The following is a 20,578-nucleotide window of genomic DNA, read 5'->3' as shown; positions in this document are numbered from 1 at the left end:
ACCGTGGAAGAGATAAACTTGTACGACCTGTTGAGGTTTTATATTAAAAAATGGCTAACGATAGCGATTTTCGTCATGATCGGCGGAATCGTCGGTATCGCATATACGTATTACATTCAGACGCCGCAATACGAAAGCAAAGCGACGCTGCTACTAGTAGGAACGAATCGGACGGCAGCGAATCAGGAATCAGTGGCACTCAATAACTACGTTGAGCTATTTAAATCGCGTCGCGTGCTTGAGCCGGTTATTACTGACCAAGGATACGATAAAGGGTATGATGCACTTGCTTCAGGTGTGACTGCGCAAGGTGTCAAAGGTACGGATGTTATTAATGTGTCAATCAAAACGCCTGACGCGAAACAGAGTAAATTATTGCTTGAAGGCGCAATTGAATCATTCCGTAATGAGGCTAAAGAGCTATACGGTAATAGCAGCATCAAAATCAATACAGTTGACGCTGCCAGTACGCCAAAATCGCCGTCAAACGTACGCCCAGTGACTCAAATTGGACTTGCTACCGCTGCTGGATTTATGCTCGCGATCATCGGATTGTTCTTTATCTACGATTATCGCCACTCACAACCAAAGGGGGCAAAGACAGACGACTCGCATGGCAGTGATCCAGCACAGGCAAAAGGTCAGACGGACGTAGAGCTAGAAGCGGATACGGCGAAAAAAGATGCTAATTGTACCACGATTTCACATTTTTATACCGGTGAAGCATACGAAAAAGAGTAGGACGGAAGGACAGTTTACGCTATGTATGTACGTTTTGGAAAACGAGTATTTGACATTATCATTGCGCTACCGGCACTTGTCATATTGTCTCCGCTGATGATCGGTGCAGCAATATGGATAAAACTTGACTCAAAAGGCTCAATATTGTTTCGTCAACCGCGCGTAGGTCAAGGAAATGTGCCATTCATCGTCTATAAGTTTCGCTCTATGGCACAAACTGCGCCAAGTGATATGCCGACTAATGATTTTAAGAATGCTGATGCATATATTACACGATCTGGTAAGGTTTTGCGCAAACTCTCTATTGACGAATTGCCACAACTACTCAATGTTATTAAAGGCGATATGAGCATTGTTGGCCCGCGACCAGTCGTTCTAACGGAAAAGAGACTCCTTAGTTTACGCACAAAGCATGGTGCAACAACAGTAAAACCAGGGATCACTGGTTGGGCGCAAATAAACGGTCGCGATGAACTGACACCCGACAAAAAGGCAAAGCTTGATGGATTTTATGCTGCGCATATTAGTTTTGCATTTGACGTAAAGTGTATATTGATGACAGTATGGACGGTTGTTTCGCTGGCGGGTCATTCCGAGGGGTACGAGAATAACGCAAACAAAGAAAGTCAGAAGCTAAGCGTGGAGAAGTAGGCATATGAGTAAAAAGATTCTTTTCACATCGCATACCGCAAACTTCCAAAAATTCAACCGCCCATTTATGCGCATGCTGCGGGAGAGCGGCTGGGAAGTGCATTATGCGTCAATGGGTGAAGAAAAGATTCTAGACGCCGACAAATCGTTCGTCGTTCCGTTTACACGTAGCCCGTTTACTATTAGTAATATTCGCGCATACAAACAGCTAAAGCAAATTATTGACCGCGAAAACTACGATATTATTCACACGCACACCCCTGTCGGGAGCGTAGTGACCCGCTTGGCGGCACGACGTGCCCGTAGCCGAGGAACGCGCGTTATCTATACAGCTCATGGCTTTCATTTTTTCACGGGTGCGCCGCTACTGAATTGGCTAATCTACTATCCGACTGAGCGTTTCATGGCGCGATATACCGACACACTCATCACGATTAACGACGAGGATTATAAACGGGCGAAACGTGCATTCAAGACAGATGTCCGCTATGTGCCTGGAGTGGGAGTTGATCCTGATCGGTTCAAGCCGCGTCTTACAAAAAAACAACGCAATGACTTACGCCGATCACTCGGACTTAAGCCAGACGATTTTGTAATGATCTATCCGGCTGAACTTAATAAAAATAAAAACCAAACCATGCTCATAATGGCGATGGAAAAACTTGTCGCTACAAATCCACATATTCATCTACTCCTGCCTGGTCAAGACAGTATGAACGGTTTTCACTCAAAGCTCATTAGAGAAAAGGATTTGCAAAATAATATCCATTTGCTAGGTTATAGAACTGATATACCGCAGTTACTGATGGTATCGGATTTATCAGTATCGGCGAGTTATCGCGAAGGCTTGCCGGTGCATATTATGGAAGCGATGACGGCAGGCTTGCCGATAACTTCTACGAAGTGCCGAGGTGCTACTGAACTTGTTGAAGAGGGCAAAAATGGCTACTTGGTGGATTTTGATGATGTAGAAGCGATGGCGACTGAGATTACGAAAATATCCCAGAATGGAATATATGAATTTGGAAGATGCAGTAAGAATAGAAGTAAAAAATATCAAATTGAGCATATTGTATTAGAAATGAGGAAGTTATACATAGCATGAAATACGCAAGAGTATCTTTTTTAATATTTTTGCTGCTGAAGCCTTTCTATATATTCGGCTCTGGTGGTCTTCAATTTGCAGATATATTTCTTATTCTGTCGGCTATTATAGCCCTATCGTTATTATTCCTTAATCGTCGTAGCAACTCATCGGCAAAGAGCGTTATTCGTGACAATAGATTTTTTGTGATATTTACATTCTTAGCCATTGCTATCAACGTATGTTATTTTGTAACGTTAGGTAAGGCTAGTTTTTTACTGTCTTCATCATACTTGATATTTAATCTTGTTGCTGTAACTCTTTTTTCGTATCTAAGTCGTGACAAATCTTTTTTGTCAAGAATATCAAGTATTTTTGAGATACATCTCGTGGTACAAACTATTATTTTTCTTTTGGGTATAGGCAGGATGTACGACGAAACGCGATACATGGGGACTATGAATGATCCAAATCAGTTTGGATTTTTCGTATTTATAACATTTCTTTATATTTACGTTATACGCCATTGGCTAAATGCTCGGTCTACGCGCACACTTTTAGCTCTTGTTTTAGCATTATTCTTAATTGCACTTAGTGGCTCAACAGGAATGATATTGGGAATTGGTTTTTTTGTTGTGGCTATATTGTGTTACGCTTTTTTGCAAATCGGGCGGACTCGGTACAGCACTATTCAACGAATTGCATATATATGTTCTATTGCTATCACTAGCTTTATTTTTATTATTATGCCAGCATGGTCTCTCGTAAGAGGTGAGTCATCAATTAGTGAAGTGCTGTCAGAACAAGTGATCATTGAGCGCATATCAAATAAGGCGTCCAGCGGAGGCACGACAAATGGTCTTACATTTTGGGAAGATCGGGGATATGATAAGCTTTATTTGTATCCACAGTATATACTATTTGGCGCTGGGCAAGGGGAATATAGCAGGTTCGTAAAGGCGGCTATGCCGCTTGAAGTGCATGCAACTCTACCTGCGATTCTTTTTGTATATGGCTTCATACCATGTGGTATCCTTATCATATGGATCTATCGTCGCCTAAAGGATGCTCCGGTGTACGCTAAAGTTGCTCTTATTGCTCTTATCGTTGAGAGTTTTACACTTCTCAACCAAAGGCAGTCTTTATTCTGGATGTTTGTTGTGTTAGTAGGGGGCGTATCTCGCGCTACCGCTACAGATTTGTCAGATAAGTGCTTGCTGGAGAAGAATTCATGACAAAAGTATCGGTAATTATGTCGGAGTACAATACTGCACCTCAGTATTTACGTGAATCAATTGAAAGTGTCCTTAACCAAACTTTTAGAGATTTCGAGTTTATTATAATAGATGACTGTGGCACTAATGATTTAGTGAAAATAGTTGAGTCTTATGCAGATCCAAGAATAAAAATTGTACGAAACAAACAAAATTCGGGGCTAGTCGCTTCGTTAAATACTGCAATCGAGAAGGCGGATGGTGAATACCTGGTTCGCATGGATACTGACGATATTGCTATGCCGAATAGAATTGAAACACTATACAAAGCCGTCCTTGCGAACCCTGAATATGCAGTGATAGGTAGCAGGGCAGTTGAGTTTTCTGATCGTGGTGAGAAAGGTATTTTATCAAGTAAAGGAGAGAAGGCAGGAAGAAATATTATGCGTGGTGATGTTCCTGTCCACCCTAGTGTCATTATGAAAAAAGAGGTAATTAAAAAAGTTGGGGGCTACCCTAGCTTTAATCGAGCTGAAGATTTGGCTTTGTGGTGCGAGCTTGTGCTAGCTGGTCAAAAAATATATGTATTGGATGATGTACTTTTAAGGTATAGAGTCAATGATGATGACTATACGAAGCGTAAGTTAAGAAACCGCAAAGGCGAAATCAAAGTGAGGATGTATTATTACCCCAAGCTTGGTGCTGGTCCAGTAGAGTATTTTCGTGTTGTAAAAAGTATCATTGCTGGTGTATTACCAGCACAATTAGTCAATGCTATTCGCAGAAAATACATATTGAAAGGCGATTGATAGGTGTAATTATGGAAAAATTTATAAATCTAAAGTGGGATATTGACAGCATTGTTACAGATCTGAATCTTGGTTTTGTTGCAAAAAAGAGAGCTATACTATCTAGGCTTAGCACCGTGGACAACGAGGTTGATTTAAAGAGTATTGCGTATGAGACTATGGCAGATAAGGTAAATGGATTTCTTTACAGAAAACATCTAGCTTCCCTTATTATTATGTTAAATTCGGATAGGGTAAAACGTTTAAAGCGAAATATTGATGACCTTTATCAACAAACAGTTGTGTATACGTTTGGAAAGTCGAATATACATAGGTTAATTAATCGAAATAAACCAAAGGTTATTTATACGCTAGTTCCTGACCATGGTAATATCGGAGATTTGGCTTTAGGCTACGCTCAACGTGAGTATATGGTTAGATTATTGCCTAATTATGACCATATAGAGATACCGGTTAGTCAAACGTATAGTGTTCTGCGAAAGGTGAGATCTCAAGTGACACCCCAAGATGTGATAGTTCTAACAGGGGGTGGTGACATGGGGACACACTATCTTGGAGTAGAACGGCAGCGTCGATTTATTATAAGGAAATTTAAAAAGAATACTATCATATCATTTCCGCAGAGTGCATTTTTTGATGATAATAGATTTGGCAAACGTCAACTTCGCGCGAGCGTCCTTGCATATGACAGCTGCAGTAACTTGCTTATCACTGCAAGAGATAACTCAAGCTATGAATTTATAAAAAGGCATTTTCACAATGAAATTGCATCTACTCCTGACATAGTGCTATCATTAGACAATTGTCAGGCTGATGTGACAAGAAAGAGAAATAGGGTAGTATTTTCAGTACGGCGCGACAAAGAAGCTAGATTTTCACCAGCACAACTTAGGCGATTAGAGAATCACCTTGTTGATAAAGGCAAACATGTCGTTTATCGTGATACTTCTCTTGGAAACGTTCATATAGATATTTCTGATAGAATAAGTGTTTTGAGATCAATCTGGAAAGATTACAGTATGTCAGAGTTGGTTATAACAGATAGGTTACATGGCATGATTTTCAGTGTAATCACCAATACCCCTTGTGTAGCTATCAACAATAAAGATGGTAAAGTATTGAACCTGTACAACTCGTGGCTTAGCAAGTATTCATATATAGCAGTTGCAAGTAGTATTGATCCTAAAGAGATTGATTTGGCGATTGAAAAACTTAAATCTAGCACTAAAGAAGTACGCTCTCACACGAGCATGAGAGCATACTTTGCGCCTATTGCTAAATTTATCAACGAAAGAACTGCGAGATGAGTGCTGAATCTACCAAGAGGAGCGTGTCTCTCGTCAAAAACACCCTCATCATTGCGTTTGGTAAGTTATCGACGCAGTTTCTGACGTTCCTTTTGCTGCCGCTATATACGACGTATTTGGCGACGAGCGAGTTTGGCACAGTCGACTTGGTAATGACGTACGTTACATTGCTCGCGCCGATTATTACTGTTTCGCTTGAGATGGGCGTATTTCGCTTTTTGATTGACGTACGAAGCGACGAGGAAAGACAAAAACGAATTATCTCGACGGTAGTGCGGTTCACGGCGTGTATGCTTGCACTTGCTACGGCAGTATATCTGCTTGTTTGGTCTTTCGTGAATATCCCATACGGATTGTATGCACTCGGTGCAACGGTAGCAGTGATTGTGTCAAACATGTTTTTGCAGATTGCGCGTGGTTTTGGCGATAACGTGAAGTTCGCGATTGGTGGCATGGTCGCTGGCGTGACGACGATTGCTGCGAACATATTGTTTATCGTCGTAATGGGTATTGGTGCTAGGGGTATGCTGACGTCAACGATTTTAGCGAATGTCGCATGTGCAATATATTTGTTCGTTGCGTTGAAACTCTATCGGTATATAGATTTTCGTATCCACGATAGAAAGTTACTGCAGCAGCTGCTTGGTTATTCGGCGCCGCTAGTGCCAAATGGTGCGTCATGGTGGGCAATTAATGCTGCCGATCGTACGATTGTAGCGATTTTTCTTGGGGTAGCTGCTAATGGTGTTTATGCGGCAGCGTATCGATTCCCGCTGGTGTTTAACGGGATATTTTCGTTTTTTAGTATGTCCTGGACAGAGTCAGCGTCAGTGCATATCAATAGTCCAGATTGCGATACATTTTTCTCAAGAACGATGAACGCGGGCGTAAAACTATTTGGGTCGCTAGGCTTAGTAATGCTTGCGGGGTTGCCAATCGTATTTAACTTATTTGTCGGTGCGGCATTTCGTGAAGCGTATTTGTATATACCGTTGCTTATCGTTGGCTCGTTTTTTAACTCTATTGTTGGGCTCTACAGCGCGCTCTATATTGCTAAGAAGATGACAAAGCAAGTGATGAATACTTCAATTATTGCAGCAGTAGTAAGTGTGGTGGTATCGCTAGTCGGCATTCGTTTTGTGGGGCTGTATGCGCCAGCGGCGGCGATGGCAGTAGCATTCTTTGCGATGGCAGTGTATCGCCACTATGATATGAAAAAATATATCGCGATTCGGTATGAGACAAAGACATTTGTAGTGCTAGCGCTGTTGTATGCGATAGCGATCTCGTTGTATTATCTGAACATGCTGGTTGGCAATATCGCAAATATCATCATTATTGGTGTATCAGTACTATTGCTTAACCGCTCCGTCGTAGTGGTGTTATGGAAGGGTGTGTTGAGTAAAGGGCGAGAGTTTACAAAGCGACGCAGAGGAGTAAACGTAAGCACCCCGTGATATTGTGGGAGTGTAAGAGATGTCTTTTAGCTTCTTTTTGAAGTTCTTTACTATATATCATTTAGTCGACCGAGAATCGTTATCTTTGCTCCTCGTAGGTTTTTCCTTGACCGATCGCCGATACCTCTAAACAACGCTAGAGACTTTGCAAAACCAGTGAAGAGCCCTAGAGCAGCACCCTCAAGAACTCCATGGAATCAACTCCTACAAGGTCGATTATTTAGCTTGTTTATCTCTTTTTTTCATTGTCATTCTCCTTTGAGACATGCTTTTTCCTGCCTATTTTAGCGATGGATATTGAATAATTTTTATAAACAGCAGAGTAGTCGCTTGATATAGCTTTGCTATCGCTGACGTTTAGTATGTCAATTGACCTTAGTCTATTGTAAGATTCACCTAGAATAGTACTACTGACGTAAGAAAGTGATTTAGAGACACTGCTTTGTTGTATGAAGCAGTACTCTTCCATTAGCTGTATTATAGTTTATTGTCTTGATTTTAGTCAATATTGATTTGTGTGAGTTGGTGATGATGGTGGTGGTGTGATGCTGTGGGAGGATAAGTGACAGTTGACACATTATGACGAGTTCGTTAGAATTTAATTGTCTCCCCGCGCTTGTACTTGTGTCTCGTGCGGGTATTTTAGAGGCAAGTAGTTTTGGAAAAGTATGACTAAAAAACGAATTATTCTTTTTGTACTCGTTATATCATGGATGATATTAATTTTTTGGTTTTCGAGTGCTGGACATGAAGTATCAAGCGGACAAAGTGAACGTGTAGTCCAGGGCGTACGACACATGACGAATATATCGGTTCCCGAGATGATAGTGCGCAAAGCAGCGCATGTGTTTTTGTACTTCGTGTTGGGAATATTGCTAACTCTGCTGGTGCGTACGTATCATATACGTTGGCGCAGCGTTGTGCTATGGGCGGTTGGTATTGCGTGTACATATGCAGCGACCGATGAAACTCATCAGTTACTTGTTGGTGGGCGAAGTGGGCAGGTGAGTGATGTACTGCTTGATACGGCGGCGGCATGCGCCGGCGCAGTAATTATTGCTGGCGGATATAAGTTTATCTGTAAGTTGCATAAAAATCAAAAATGTGATAGAATTTAACAGTGAAAGTGAGTAGAGAACAAAGGGCATCGCTGTTTGCATGGTTACAGCGGTTAGTTGGTGCGGGCATTGTCGTGACGGCGATTCCTGCTGGTATTAACTTGTTTGCGATGGGTATAATCCCTGATAAGTATTTATATATAGCCGTGCCATTGTATGTGGTTATAGCGGGCGTCGTATTGTGGTGGCTAGTATATCGCCAGCCGAAAGCAGCGTGGCGAGGAGCACTGCTCGTGATAGCTGGCGTGTTGATGATTGCTGCTAATGTTGCCGTATATAACAGTGGACACTCGGTGAATTCATTTTTGAGTGCCGTACAGCCGCCACAGGTCACCTATGTAGAATATACAATTATTGCAAAGAAAGACCGCAGCGTGGCGCTTGATTCTGCTCGGTCGGTCGGTATGGTTGGGACGGATACACTGCACGATAAAACGGCAAAAGCGCTTGCTGACGTGACACCGGCGGCGCAGAGCAGTTACGATAGCCTAATGGCGTTGACGGAGCAACTTAACACTGGTGCGGTTGAATTAGCATCAATCCGGACGGCGAATATGGGCGTATTGCAAGAAAATTACCGTGAATTTTATGACAGTGTGGCAACGCTTGCAACCTATAAAGTGCGGGATGATAATCGCCAAGCTGCACCGAAAACTGACGTGACAAAACCGTTCGTACTGTATATCAGTGGTATTGATACGTATGGTGATGTGGGTGAGGTGTCACGGAGCGATGTGAATATGCTGGCGGTAATAAATCCGGCGAAGCGGACGATGTTGCTCGTAAATACACCAAGGGATTATTATGTACAGCTGCATGGTGTGACAGGCACGCCGGATAAGCTAACGCATGCGGGCATTTACGGTATTGATATGTCACGGCAAACGCTTGGTGATTTGTATGGTGTTGATATTCCGTACTATGTACGATTGAACTTCACGTCGCTTGTAAAGATGGTTGATGTCGTAGGCGACATTACGGTTGATTCTGATTATGCGTTTCATTCATTCCAAGCGGGCAAGAATACGCTTGATAGCAAGCGAACGCTTGAGTTTGCGCGCGAGCGTTATAGCTTTAGCGACGGCGATCGGCAGCGGGGACGTAACCAGCAGAAGGTAATCGAGGCGATCGTCGCGAAGATGAGCGAGCCGCGCAACCTGACACGATATAACGCGATTTTGTCGACATTACAAAGCTCGCTACAAACGAACATGAGTCAGGAGACGATCGCATCGTTGATAAAAATGCAGCTCAATGATTTTAAGGGCTGGAAAGTCGAGTCAATGAGCGTTGATGGAGTAGGCGCGACCCGCCAAACGTATAGCATGGGTGCGATGCCGCTGTATGTGATGATTCCTGATAGTACGTCAGTAGAGCGGGCGAAGGGACAGATTAAAGAGTATTTGCAGCCGTAGGTTTTTCATCGTAGTGTACCTCCGTTCAAACGTGAAAGATGGATTGTCCAACCGAGAGATTGCCGCATAGATTGGTGTAGATCGGCGGGCAGTTAGTCGGTATCGGCATGCGATGGTAATCTAACGTCTAGTGGTGAGATTATCTTTACTAAAACAGCCTCATCACATAGCGATAAGACTATTCCACAATAGAAATGTTTGCTTGTTTGCTGCAAGGTATCTGCGTAGAGCAGGAGTCGCAAACTTAGGCTATTGTTGCCGTCTTCTGTGCTAAGTCATGGAACTTAGTTTCAAGCAGGCGAAGACGCTTATCAAGTGATTCGTAGTTTTGTTTCTGTTCTTCGAAGATTGTGTCATCTACTTGTTCACGTGAACCTTCTTCAATAAAGATGTCATGACGGAGATCTGCTATATTGGTGCGGAGGGTGGCTTGTCCGGCTTTCAATTCAGCGAATTGTTCATTGACGTTAGCAAACTGTTCATCAACCTCAGCAAAACGTTTGTCAATACGTAGTTCCATGTCTCTTACTATGTTTGTAAGGTTCTTGTGGTCACTGCGGATGTCGGAGAGTTGGGTATTGATCTGATCAAACTTAACGTTCATCGTCTCGGTTAGCGTTTGTATCTGTTTAGCTAAGTCTTCGTTCGTCATGGTTAGTTATATTTAATCACAGACTGGAAAGCGGGACAAGAACTAAGCTTGATTTATTTACGAAAGCATTCCTAGTTTTCATGCCCGTAAGCCAGAGCTAGTTTCCACTGTGCTGTGAACAGCTCCCTATCCTCCAGAGAACAAGAGAGGCATGCCACTTTCCCAAGGTTCTTACGTTCGCTGCTTGATATCATGTCAATCTACGGGTAGTATGATCCTCATCAAGACTATTGCGAGACGAAAGGTTGAGTAGGGATGGATAGCCCGCACATCCATGCACTTGCACCCGAGCACATCCCATTCATTGTGGAGGCCTGTGCAAACTGGCGTGAGCTGGCTCAGTGGGGGGCCGCCGTACTGGCGGCCACGTTCGGCTGCGGAGCTCCAGCGCAAGATCACTGACACTTCGGGTCCTGTGCCTGCTGGTGCGTACACTTTCGTCATTAAGGATGGTGGGACTCTGATCGGCGAGTGCTCGCTTCACGCTATAGACTGGCGCAACCGCGCTCTACTGTCTATATCCAATACGGAATGAATCCTATTCTTCTAAAGTACCAAGACTAACCAGTCTGGCATGCGCCTTTCTTCTTTCCTCCATGAGTTTTAGCTCTAATTCTATCGCAGGCTGTATCCACGGTCGGTGTTTTTCCTCTATTAGGCGTGATTCCAATGGCTCGGGATACTCGCCCAAGTCCACTACGCTAGCAACTGTACGGCAATTAGGCAATCCTGCAACATGCATATCCTCTCTATGAGGTCTAGGTCCGAGGACTGTCTACTCAGCTTGAGGTTGGTCTTCTTTGTGACGATCGCAGATTAGCAACAGTAATCGTGCACCCAATTTTTTTACAAAGCTACTTGAAGCGCGTCTACTTTTTTCATTGTCATCCGACACGACTTGTTCGTTTATCCCTCTCGTAACTGTGTGAACCATTATAAATAGTGGCGTTAGTTATGGTAATTCCTGGGGGTCTCCAAACGATGGTGTCGACTCCAAGCAGACCTATTCTCTTCAAGCTTGAGCAGCATTTGGTATGCACGACTATATTTCCTGACTGAGTCCATCAGCAAAGAGCTAAAGTGTCCCATTAGAGCCTCTCAAAGCTAGTGAATGTCTTCAACTTAATTTCGGGTTTTACGCGACAAAAACTAAATCCATACTTTAAAACTTAGAATATGTATGTTCCTCCGTCGGAGTCTTTGCATGCATCCCGAGATTGTACTTAAAATGCTTCGCGTATTTCTTCTTGAGAATATGTTGGGTGCGGGTCAAACTGTGTCCATACTGTCATCATGTCGCCTGGTTTCCAATACTTAGACTTATATTCTTCTCCCAGTTTTTCAGGGTCGGTGCCGATCGAGGTTATGACCATCCACACTATTGCAGCACGTTTTCCAATTTCTTTACATACGCGACCAAGGCGCGACGCCGGAACCTCGTTGAATTTATCTAAATCCTGGTACCATTTATCTTGCTCGCTCAGCTCGCTCATTTCATTTTCTATACTCTCACATGATTATCTGGATGGCAATACACTGGCAAATAGTAGAGCCTCACTCCCACTCCCATCCCATTCCGCTGAAGAGTTCTCCGTAGAGGTCGTGGTACTGTGTGGTCACGGTGCTACCTCCTTTTAGGTCGAGCTGGTTGTTGGTGGTGGGTGCGCCTGGTCGTTCAAGGAAGCTGAGGCGGTTGAAGAACCAGACCGTCCGGGGTCTGGTGCCGAGGAACACGGTCTCGTCACCGTAGAACGCGGCCGCGCAGGCCTATACGTTCTCTTCAGCTGTCATGGCAGTCCAGTCAAGCCACCAGCCATAACGATTGGCTAACAAAGACAAGAACAGACGGATTGTACGTCCGTTACCATCACGAAAAGGGTGAATGGCGTTGAGCTCTGAATAGTAGTGGGCAAGGCGGTCAAGTACTGCTGTAGCACGAGGATTCCAATGTTGGCATTCTTGCTCCAATGCGTCCAGAATCGTCTCAACTTGCGCCGTGACGTGTTCGGCCGCAGCGAAGTGCGATGTCCCTTTGCCGATCTCTGCTGTCCTGTACTCTCCAGCCCAGGAGTAGATCTGTCCGAACAGCTTGTAGTGAAGGTCTCTTAGTAGAGAAGGTTTCCAACTATTCGGCTCCACATTCTCTAATATCGCTGTGGTCATGGCAGCGGCAGTAGCTTTCTCAGCACGAACCAGTTCGTTAGCAGTTGTGATTCCAAGTCGGTTATGCATGACTCCGGTGTCTGGGTCAGTGCAGGGATCATTTGTGAGATCGTAGGCTATAGAGTCCGTCAATCGGCGCGGCTAGCACTCCACTCTCAGCGATCTGGCGTGCTAACGCTAGCAAATCGTCAATAGAAAGTTTCCCTTGAGCGAATGCCTTAAGGGCTTGCTTCATATGAACGTCCATGAGTGTACCTTCAACGATCACAGTGCGGACAGTCTGCTGTCTTTTAGATAACTCTGCTGTCGTCATATTATAAAAATAGCGTAGCAGATAAGGAGAAATTTGATAAATATTGTATATGCGCGTCCGGTTCAGCCACCTAACCCAAAACAACCCTAAATCGCAGATAGGTAATTGAGTCTTCAAATAGCTCGAGAATGGTTGGCTCTTGTCGGCATTGTTGCACAACCCAACCCTCAAACCCTCAGCTCACCCTAGTTGCTGCGGGTTTTGCTTTGTCCTGCTTTGTCTTGTCCTGCTTTGTCTTGTCCTGCTTTGTCTTGTCCTGCTTTGTCTTGTCCTGCTTTGTCTTGTCCTGCTTTGTCTTGTCCTGCTTTGTCTCGTTAGCTGGTTCCGCTATACCTCGGCAGTCCTAGGCTATTGAATTGGTTAATGATTAGGGCTTTTAGTTTTTGTTCGGTTAGTTGGTTCGCTTCTGTGCGCGATTTCAGCCGTTCGCCGAATATGGTCTTTAGTCTAAAGAAAGTATTTTCAACTAGGCTGCGGCGATGGTAGTCGACATCAGCTTTCCAGCCATCTAGACCATACTCAATAACATGCCGAACAACTTGGTTGCGTTCCTCCCAGCCTGGTGTGTCATACCAACTAAAGTGCCGCCCGGTATTGAGGTGTAGTGTAGCATTTTTAGGCGGCGGGGCGATGAATTCTATGCCACGCTTTCTAGTGATGTCGAGATAATTACGCTGCGCGTCGTAAGCTCCGTCGCCGATGATGGTTTGCACAAGCGGTAGGGCTGTAGCGAGACTGAACCTGATCTAGCATCGGCAGAAGCTGGGTATTGTCATGAGTATGAGCGGAAGTATTAATAAGACCAACAATATCTCGGCTAGAGTGATCTATAGCGATGTGTAGTTCCCGCCAAGTCCGCTGGCGGCTATAGCCATGCTTTCTAGCTTTCCATTCACCTTCGCCGAATAACTTAAAGCCAGAGCTATCGATTAGCATAACAATATTCTCCCTGGAGCGACATTTCGGCAGGAAGTCAACGGTTAGTTTGGCAGCTCGCCTAGAGAGAGTAGAATAATCTGGAACCTTTCGGCTAATCTTCATTGCATTAAACAATAACTCGGCAAAGCCGCTGGTCTGGCGCAGTAGCAGATGAAACAGTTCGCGGATGATGAGGATTAATTTAATAAACTCATCGGAATAACAAAACGGGTGTCCATTTTTACCATTATTTTTCTGCTTCAGCGCATCTTGCTTAAAAACATCTTCGGCAAGGAAGATGCTTAGATTTCCTCGACTCTTGAGGGCGTTATTATACGCGCTCCAATTAGTAATCTTCCTGGCAGCCTTCCTAGCAACCTTCTTCGTCTTGAGTTTCCGCAAATCTTCACGGCACTCCTGATATCACCTATACCTAATCTCAAAAACGCCAAAATATAAGGAATCCTTTCCCTTTTTGATATAAAATAAAGTTAATTTAAAAAACTATATAAAACAAAAAGAGGAGGATTCCTTATGACCAATTTTACATCAAATACTTATATTCTGAAAAGAAAGATTTTAAGTTTTACAAATAAAATTTCCAATCATTTGCCAAGACCCGATCGTAAGTTTACCGCTGACATCATTTATGGCATGCTGGCTAGTGGAAGTTGTCTTCTAACAGATGTAGTTGACCAACTGCATGAAAATTCTAAAAAGATAAATATTGTTGATCGCCTTTCCGGACATCTGAAAAAAGGAATTCCCGCGCAGGCTCTAAATCCCTACCTTCAGATCGTAAAACAATGGGTTCCTAAAGAACCGGTTGTTCATATAGATGACAGTGATATTGTAAAGCCAGATGGTTATAAATTTGAAGCCCTCGGCGTTGTCAGGGACGGTTCCGCTAGCACTTCAACCAAAAGCGTTTACAAGAAAGGCTATCATGTTACTGAAGCCTGTGTTCTTACTTCCGGCAACCACCCTGTCAGTATTTTTTCCAGGATACATTCTTCTTACGAGAAGAATTATAAGTCTGCCAATGTTATTACTTTTCAAGCGATAGAACAGGCTGCCGCTCTCTTCGAAAATGCTGTTTTTGCTATGGATCGCGGCTACGATGATAATAAAATGTTTATTAAGCTCGACAAATTAAAACAAGATTATGTCATCCGACTTACTTCTAAAAGGAAACTCCTTTATCATAACAAATGGATTCCAGCTACGCAGCTTCGCGACCGTCGTAAGGGTAAAATAAAAACAGGAGTATTCTATAAAGGGAAAGATCATGATGCCTATCTGTCGCATGCCAGAGTACGGATTACAGCCTCCAGAAAGAATATAAATCTCGTTCTTATTTATGGCATCACAGAACATCCGATGATGCTTGCCACTAACAAAGAGATCAAGTCAAAGGACGATGTTGTCCATGTTGCGCGCATCTATTTTTCACGATGGAAAATTGAGGAGTATTTCCGTTGCAAAAAACAGATGTTTCAATTTGAAAACTTTCGTGTCAGAAAGCTTCGCGCCATAAACGCGCTTAACTTTTATATTAGTTTGTGTATGGCGTTTCTTGCCATGATATCCATGGCGCCAGAGACAAATACAATACAATACGGGTTTTAGTTATAAAGACAGCAAACCCTGTGAAAGAAAACGTATTTTTTTGTTACTACCGGCTAGCAAAAGGCATTGTACGAATACTCTCATACGCAAAAGAGGGAGTTAGGCTTTGGTTTAGAACCAGGCGTCCCACATACCGGCAGCTTTGTTTTAAGTTTATCATTTAAATTTAAATTTAAAAGATTAGGATTAAAAGGATACGTCCCATAAAGCTCAATTTCTATGGAACCTATTAAAGTACGCCGGTTATTAGAGCTATTGTTCAAATTTATTTAAAAATCATCGAATTGATTCTTATGTTGATATTGCAATTCAACGTATCAAAAAAGGGAAATGATTCCTTATATATTTTGGCGTTTTTTGAGAACTTACTTGTTTAGGTATAGGCGATATTAGGAGTGCTGTGAAAATTTGCGGAAACTCAAGTCTTCGTGGTTATCCTAGCAGACTTTTTAGTGTTATTATTGGTATGAGCAGTGTTTTTATCTTTAGTCTTCACACCAAAAGAATAACACCGCTCATTTTTTGTTGTCTAGAGGGTTGTGCAACAATGCCGCTCTTGTCATCAATTCATTGTATAGCCCTTCAAGTTGGTGAGTTAAGTATCCGCTGGTCATATAGTTTGCGCATATTAGCTAACAATAGATAGGCTCTTTAGGTACGGTCTCACGGCTTCTCGTCCATCATAGAAATCATACGTTGTTCATAAATTAGGCGCCCGGTGTCTGTTTCAATGGCTCTAGATGCGATAGTATGTGTCTTGTTTGCTTTTAGAGTCTAGCAAAATAGCTGTTTAATCTGTCTAGAGATAAGCTCTATAGAAGCGAAGCGTCTGCCAGGTAGATCATCCCTGAAATGAGAAAACCATCCGGATACCGTTGGATAGCTATTCCGGCAAGCAGCATAGTGGACTCAAGCCTCTATATTCTGCACCGCAAGTACCTTAAAGAGACAGTTTTCTTGCAGGCTACGTTCGCTATTATGAGTAATAGCAATTCGTCTCTGAAGGCTGGATTATTTAACTAACATTTCTTATTATTAGCAAGGCTCGGTATGTAATAGACATACGAAGCATCTCTTTATAGGATTAGTTTTACATATCACTCTAATTTTATGGGAGGTTGGGTTAGGTTAAAGTATTAATAGAGCAGCACTCCAATGACAGCTCCGTGAACCTATAGTACTACCCCAGACGGCAGAGCCAGTCTCATCAAGACATTAAAAACTCCCATCCATGACGGATGGGAGTCCAGTGTCATCCTGCAAACTACAGTAAACAAATCTTTGGATCCAGGGTTTGCGTGACGGCACCGTGGTACACCCGATACGATTCGAACGTACGACCTCTTGCTCCGCAAGCAAACGCTCTATCCAGCTGAGCTACGGGTGCATACCACCTTAAATCATAGCACGATATCGGTGGGTACACAAGAGGGGCTTACTCTCGGTACATTAAACTAAAACGGAACACCCTAGTAAAATTAGATATAGTAGCAACTAATTCTATAAGGAGATGTCTCTGTATGTCTCGTTTAGTAGATATACCGAGCGAAGCTCGGTATAAATAGCTAATGAATAACCATTAAAGCTTCAGAGCGGTTAGTATTGTATTACTATTTACCCATAAATATCCAATAATTTTAGCCATTCTCTTAGTATAAAAATACCGGATATCGATATCCGGTATTTTTTGTTTATTTTACCTCTGTTATCTTTTATTCTTTTTTCTCTTCTTTTATATATAAATATATAGAGGAGAATTATGGTAAGAATTATATGGGATTATGGAACTATGAAACTATGGAAGTTATAGAGTTATAGAGTTATAGAACTATAGAACTATAGAACTATAGAACTATAGAACTATAGAACTATAGAGAATATCATTAAAGAGCTATAGAGAGTTAGGAGTTAGGAGTATAGGAGTTAGGGCTTGTTAAAGAACTGCTAAGGAGGTAGAGAGAATTAAGTAAAGAGAGTTTAGGAAGATTAGTATAAAAATAATATGGAAGTAAGTAGACAGGTAGGCAGACGAAGTAAATTAAGTAAATTAAGTTAGTTAGTAAATGGATGGACGAATGAATGAATGGATGAGTAAATAAGCAAATAGGTTGGTTAGTAGCAAGTAAATGATAGGTTGTAAGGTTGTAAGTTAGTAGGTAAGTTAGTTGGTAAGTAAGCGGATAGACGAACGGATGAGCAAGCAGATGGATAAGCAGGTAGATAAGCAGACGAACAATAAACGTTTAGTACTTAAGAAAGGGCAGATGGATATACTTGAGGGGTTGTATGGGGGTAGGTTTGGGAGATGTTGGTTGTTTTGGGTTGGGGTTGCTAAACCGTACAAGCCTAATTTTAACAAAACGGAAAAAATGGTGGCTCTTTTTGTATGTAGGAGTGTTGCAGTTGAGTGGTTGGTGTAGGCACTTTATTGACAAACCCCTAATAGTAATGCATGATATAGAAATATGACAAAGAAGACATTGCCCAAGCTGATTACATTGCTACAAAATTTATCAACGAACTCAACTCGAAAAAATCAGACATCTACTAAAGAAAACAAAAAGGCCTTTACTGTTATAGGCATTGTCGCTGCCATCGTTTGTGTGCTTACTGTAATATCTGTCGGCGTGACTTATGTCGCTGCTCTCAAAGATCAATCTCGCCTCGAAAATGACAACATTCCAATTACTATCTCTGGAATCGATGATGAAATAGAGTTAGGCTACCATACAGATAGCCATGAAATAAGCGGAGAGCTTTCGGGGGTTAGTACGTTCTCTCAAGTAACGATTGGTAATACGATCGGAAACCTAACCGATCGCCATAATAACACTGCCAAATTTAAGCATAGATTCGAAAATATCCCTGAAGGTAAAAGGGACATCGTTGTTTCTGTTGTCGACGGTAACCGCCACACAGACAAAACCATTACATTTAAGCGTCAAACCAAAGCCGAGTATGACAAACAAAAGCTTGAGGAAGCTCTCAAAAAAGCTGAAGAATCAACTAAGAAGGCGGAAGCTGAACCAACCGATGAACATATCGAAGGCGCTAAGTTAGATATCAAAAACTTGCCGGACAATAAACGCATGCCATTCTCTGAACGCATTGCAAAATTAGAAAAAGCCAAACAAGAGGAAAAAGAGCGTGCTGAAAAAGCGAAAAAAGACGCTGAGGAGCAAAAAAAACAGGGCAGAGCAAGCTGCTGCCGCGGCAGCAGCAGCCAAAAAAACTCGCCAACAACAAATTCAACAGCAACGACAGCGCCAAGCTGCTGTAGCTCCAGCAGCTACCCCTGCGCAAAACCAAGCGGCAGGCGTGTTCTTCCGGAACTGTAAAGAAGCACGTGCCGCTGGTTATAGCAATATGAGTCGCGGCACGCCTGGATATCGGGAAGAGCTTGATCGTGACCACGACGGGATTGCGTGCGAGAGATAGAGAAGGAGCATGCTATCTGTGCACCAAAGTAGGAGCGCAGTCCTTTTTATGAGATAAATCCCAATAAAGAAATGACAGCTATTTAATGGCAGTATGCTTAAAAGTCCATAGTCGTTTGTGTATATGGAATATCATTACGGGCGAATTGTTAGTTTGATACAACTTAATCGTATAGCAAGCAAATTTAAATTTCAGCGCTATCTCAAAATAAACCAGGGCAAATTACGTAATTAATTGTTTGGGTGTTGAATGACAGACTACTCATAGTGCCATCTCTGCTACTACTTGCGTCCAATAAACTTATTCATTGATTCGTTTACGTTATTAGAGCCAAGGCCACTCCAAGGCTACTCTGTGTTGTATAATATGGATATGAAGATACTTGCAATCGCTGACACAAATCCTCAACTAGATTACCCGCAGTTTGTTGCTGAACATGCTATAGATATCGTGATGACACTAGGTGATTTGGATCGCTCGCAGCTTATCGGGTTAGAGCGTGTTACTACGCCAAAGATTGGCGTGTATGGCAATCACTGTAGCGGTACGTATATGAATGAGTTTGGGATTGTTAATATGCATCTCAACGTATGGCAATGGCGTGGTGTGTCTTTTGGCGGTTTCCAGGGGTGTGTTCGTTATAAAGAAAATCCTGACGCAATTATGTATACACAGCAAGAAGCACGTGAGCTGCTTGCAGGTATGCCGCCAGTTGACGTGTTCTTAACGCATTGTCCGCCGCGCGGCATCAACGATGAGGAAGAATTGGCGCATCAAGGATTTGACGGCTTGCGTACGTATATAGAGCGTACGCCGCCAAAGTTACTACTGCATGGTCATACGTACCCAGCTGAGACAACAATGGTGCGGCAGTTTGGTTTAACACGGATTGAGTACGTGCATAAATATAAGGTGATAGATATTGATTTAGGCGAAGCGTAAAAGATCATATTCAATTACTTGAAACAGGGAGACGATAATGGCATTTGGACCAATCATGAAGTTAACGACCGAATCTGGACTGAAGCTAGAGCTTGCACCGTTTACGCGCGAAGAAGTGTTAGTTTTTATCGCAGGGTTTCAAAAACAGAGCACCAACCAATATAATGGCATGCTGCCGGTAACGGCAGAGATGGAGCAAGAGTGGTTTGACAAGAGGTCGAAAGAGAGCAATGTGATGCTGTGGGGCGTCTGGGTTGTTGAGCGTGATAAGAGGAAACTTATTGGCTACACAGAGATAAATGAAATTAGCCCTTTGGTACCAACTCAGCGTAATATTACACAGGGCTCTACGAGTATTACTCTAACTAATAACAGCTACTGGCGTAGAGGTATTGCAAGTGCAGCGCACTATGCTCGTACGTGGTATGCATTTGAGCAACTGGGGCTAGTTAGGCTAAGGTCGGCGGTTGCACAGGAAAACACTGCGAGCAGACGAGCGCTTGATAAAGTAGGATACTCTCATGTATATGTTGAGCGAAATTTTCAGTTTATTGATGGACATTATGTTCATGAAGATATGCTTGAGTGTCTCAACCCGGCGGATTGGGCATGGCGCTTGTGGTGGGGTGATGATCGTCCGCCACGTAAAAATTTACAGGCACGTAAGAAGACGGAAGCGGCGTTGGCGTGGTCGCGTGAGCACGTTGTGCTCCCCTAGGCGTGGGTG

The 20,578-nt window shown here is 42.9% G+C and carries 18 protein-coding genes, 1 tRNA gene and 1 pseudogene; 13 read left to right on the top strand and 7 right to left on the bottom strand.

Translation table 11 applies throughout. The annotated features are described in order from the left end of the window. Positions 1-3 precede the first annotated feature (3 nt). From J5A52_05080 to J5A52_05040, 9 genes are all read left to right on the top strand, one after another. Positions 4-741 carry a hypothetical protein gene (locus tag J5A52_05080; GenBank protein ID QUB37473.1) on the top strand — a complete coding sequence of 246 codons (738 nt, stop codon included), beginning with the start codon at positions 4-6 and terminating at the stop codon, positions 739-741. 21 nt (positions 742-762) lie between these two features. Then, positions 763-1,392, top strand: coding sequence for a sugar transferase (locus J5A52_05075; protein ID QUB37472.1), 630 nt, complete (start codon positions 763-765; stop codon positions 1,390-1,392). Positions 1,393-1,396: 4 nt separating this feature from the next. Next, positions 1,397-2,497, top strand: a complete 1,101-nt coding sequence (locus J5A52_05070; GenBank protein ID QUB37471.1) for a glycosyltransferase family 4 protein — start codon at positions 1,397-1,399, stop codon at positions 2,495-2,497. Continuing rightward, positions 2,494-3,711 carry a hypothetical protein gene (locus J5A52_05065; protein QUB37470.1) on the top strand — a complete coding sequence of 406 codons (1,218 nt, stop codon included), beginning with the start codon at positions 2,494-2,496 and terminating at the stop codon, positions 3,709-3,711. The genes J5A52_05070 and J5A52_05065 overlap by 4 nt, the downstream gene beginning before the upstream one ends. Further along, positions 3,708-4,499: a glycosyltransferase gene (locus J5A52_05060; GenBank protein QUB37469.1), complete on the top strand. Its 792-nt coding sequence runs from the start codon at positions 3,708-3,710 to the stop codon at positions 4,497-4,499. The genes J5A52_05065 and J5A52_05060 overlap by 4 nt, the downstream gene beginning before the upstream one ends. Before the next feature lie 11 nt (positions 4,500-4,510). Continuing rightward, the gene (locus J5A52_05055; protein QUB37468.1) at positions 4,511-5,806 is read left to right on the top strand and encodes a polysaccharide pyruvyl transferase family protein; all 1,296 of its coding nucleotides are present in this window, start codon (positions 4,511-4,513) and stop codon (positions 5,804-5,806) included. 23 nt (positions 5,807-5,829) lie between these two features. After that, entirely contained in the window at positions 5,830-7,263 is a 1,434-nt protein-coding gene (locus tag J5A52_05050; GenBank protein QUB37467.1) for a polysaccharide biosynthesis C-terminal domain-containing protein, read from the top strand. 668 nt (positions 7,264-7,931) lie between these two features. Then, entirely contained in the window at positions 7,932-8,381 is a 450-nt protein-coding gene (locus J5A52_05045; GenBank protein QUB37466.1) for a VanZ family protein, read from the top strand. A 2-nt stretch (positions 8,382-8,383) separates the two neighbouring features. Continuing rightward, positions 8,384-9,796, top strand: a complete 1,413-nt coding sequence (locus J5A52_05040) for an LCP family protein (GenBank protein QUB37465.1) — start codon at positions 8,384-8,386, stop codon at positions 9,794-9,796. A gap of 244 nt (positions 9,797-10,040) precedes the next feature. Here the strand turns inward: J5A52_05040 and J5A52_05035 are convergent, their stop codons facing one another. The 6 genes from J5A52_05035 to J5A52_05010 all read right to left on the bottom strand — a co-directional run bounded on the left by J5A52_05035 (position 10,041) and on the right by J5A52_05010 (position 14,244). Beyond that, positions 10,041-10,448 carry a hypothetical protein gene (locus tag J5A52_05035; GenBank protein QUB37464.1) on the bottom strand — a complete coding sequence of 136 codons (408 nt, stop codon included), beginning with the start codon at positions 10,446-10,448 and terminating at the stop codon, positions 10,041-10,043. Between the two features lie 1,223 nt (positions 10,449-11,671). Next, on the bottom strand, positions 11,672-11,941 hold the full coding sequence (locus J5A52_05030; GenBank protein QUB37463.1) for a hypothetical protein: 270 nt from the start codon (positions 11,939-11,941) through the stop codon (positions 11,672-11,674). 274 nt (positions 11,942-12,215) lie between these two features. Beyond that, the gene (locus J5A52_05025; protein ID QUB37462.1) at positions 12,216-12,680 is read right to left on the bottom strand and encodes a Fic family protein; all 465 of its coding nucleotides are present in this window, start codon (positions 12,678-12,680) and stop codon (positions 12,216-12,218) included. Between the two features lie 28 nt (positions 12,681-12,708). Then, the gene (locus J5A52_05020; GenBank protein QUB37461.1) at positions 12,709-12,924 is read right to left on the bottom strand and encodes a hypothetical protein; all 216 of its coding nucleotides are present in this window, start codon (positions 12,922-12,924) and stop codon (positions 12,709-12,711) included. A 314-nt stretch (positions 12,925-13,238) separates the two neighbouring features. After that, positions 13,239-13,637 (bottom strand): transposase, encoded by a 399-nt coding sequence (locus J5A52_05015; GenBank protein QUB37460.1) that lies wholly within the window; start codon positions 13,635-13,637, stop codon positions 13,239-13,241. Continuing rightward, a complete protein-coding gene (locus J5A52_05010; GenBank protein ID QUB37459.1) occupies positions 13,594-14,244 on the bottom strand; it encodes an IS5 family transposase in 651 nt (216 codons plus the stop codon). The genes J5A52_05015 and J5A52_05010 overlap by 44 nt, the downstream gene beginning before the upstream one ends. A gap of 132 nt (positions 14,245-14,376) precedes the next feature. On the opposite strand from J5A52_05010, the pseudogene J5A52_05005 reads away from it, so the two are divergent. Beyond that, a pseudogene (locus tag J5A52_05005) lies at positions 14,377-15,635 on the top strand (transposase). 1,146 nt (positions 15,636-16,781) lie between these two features. On the opposite strand, the gene J5A52_05000 reads toward J5A52_05005, so the two are convergent. Continuing rightward, positions 16,782-16,858 (bottom strand) — tRNA-Arg (locus J5A52_05000). A 1,760-nt stretch (positions 16,859-18,618) separates the two neighbouring features. On the opposite strand from J5A52_05000, the gene J5A52_04995 reads away from it, so the two are divergent. The 3 genes from J5A52_04995 (at position 18,619) to J5A52_04985 (ending at position 20,569) form a co-directional block, all read left to right on the top strand. Further along, the gene (locus tag J5A52_04995; protein ID QUB37458.1) at positions 18,619-18,909 is read left to right on the top strand and encodes an excalibur calcium-binding domain-containing protein; all 291 of its coding nucleotides are present in this window, start codon (positions 18,619-18,621) and stop codon (positions 18,907-18,909) included. Positions 18,910-19,281: 372 nt separating this feature from the next. Continuing rightward, positions 19,282-19,851, top strand: a complete 570-nt coding sequence (locus tag J5A52_04990) for a metallophosphoesterase (GenBank protein ID QUB37457.1) — start codon at positions 19,282-19,284, stop codon at positions 19,849-19,851. 37 nt (positions 19,852-19,888) lie between these two features. Further along, complete coding sequence (locus J5A52_04985; GenBank protein ID QUB37456.1) at positions 19,889-20,569, top strand: GNAT family N-acetyltransferase; 681 nt, start codon at positions 19,889-19,891, stop codon at positions 20,567-20,569. The last annotated feature ends 9 nt before the right edge of the window (positions 20,570-20,578 follow it).

This window comes from TM7 phylum sp. oral taxon 349, from assembly GCA_018127705.1.
Taxonomy (GTDB): Bacteria; Patescibacteriota; Saccharimonadia; order Saccharimonadales; family Saccharimonadaceae; genus Saccharimonas.
The sequence above is the reverse complement of the archived record's forward strand: the minus strand, read 5'-3'. Positions and strand labels throughout refer to the sequence as shown.

Coding starts and splice junctions, on each gene's coding strand:
- J5A52_05070 (QUB37471.1), top strand. CDS start 1,397: ATGAGTAAAAAGATTCTTTTCACATCGCATACCGCAAACTTCCAAAAA.
- J5A52_05075 (QUB37472.1), top strand. CDS start 763: ATGTATGTACGTTTTGGAAAACGAGTATTTGACATTATCATTGCGCTA.
- J5A52_04990 (QUB37457.1), top strand. CDS start 19,282: ATGAAGATACTTGCAATCGCTGACACAAATCCTCAACTAGATTACCCG.
- J5A52_05055 (QUB37468.1), top strand. CDS start 4,511: ATGGAAAAATTTATAAATCTAAAGTGGGATATTGACAGCATTGTTACA.
- J5A52_05025 (QUB37462.1), bottom strand. CDS start 12,680: ATGCATAACCGACTTGGAATCACAACTGCTAACGAACTGGTTCGTGCT.
- J5A52_05020 (QUB37461.1), bottom strand. CDS start 12,924: ATGACGACAGCAGAGTTATCTAAAAGACAGCAGACTGTCCGCACTGTG.
- J5A52_05030 (QUB37463.1), bottom strand. CDS start 11,941: ATGAGCGAGCTGAGCGAGCAAGATAAATGGTACCAGGATTTAGATAAA.
- J5A52_05065 (QUB37470.1), top strand. CDS start 2,494: ATGAAATACGCAAGAGTATCTTTTTTAATATTTTTGCTGCTGAAGCCT.
- J5A52_05045 (QUB37466.1), top strand. CDS start 7,932: ATGACTAAAAAACGAATTATTCTTTTTGTACTCGTTATATCATGGATG.
- J5A52_04985 (QUB37456.1), top strand. CDS start 19,889: ATGGCATTTGGACCAATCATGAAGTTAACGACCGAATCTGGACTGAAG.
- J5A52_05060 (QUB37469.1), top strand. CDS start 3,708: ATGACAAAAGTATCGGTAATTATGTCGGAGTACAATACTGCACCTCAG.
- J5A52_05035 (QUB37464.1), bottom strand. CDS start 10,448: ATGACGAACGAAGACTTAGCTAAACAGATACAAACGCTAACCGAGACG.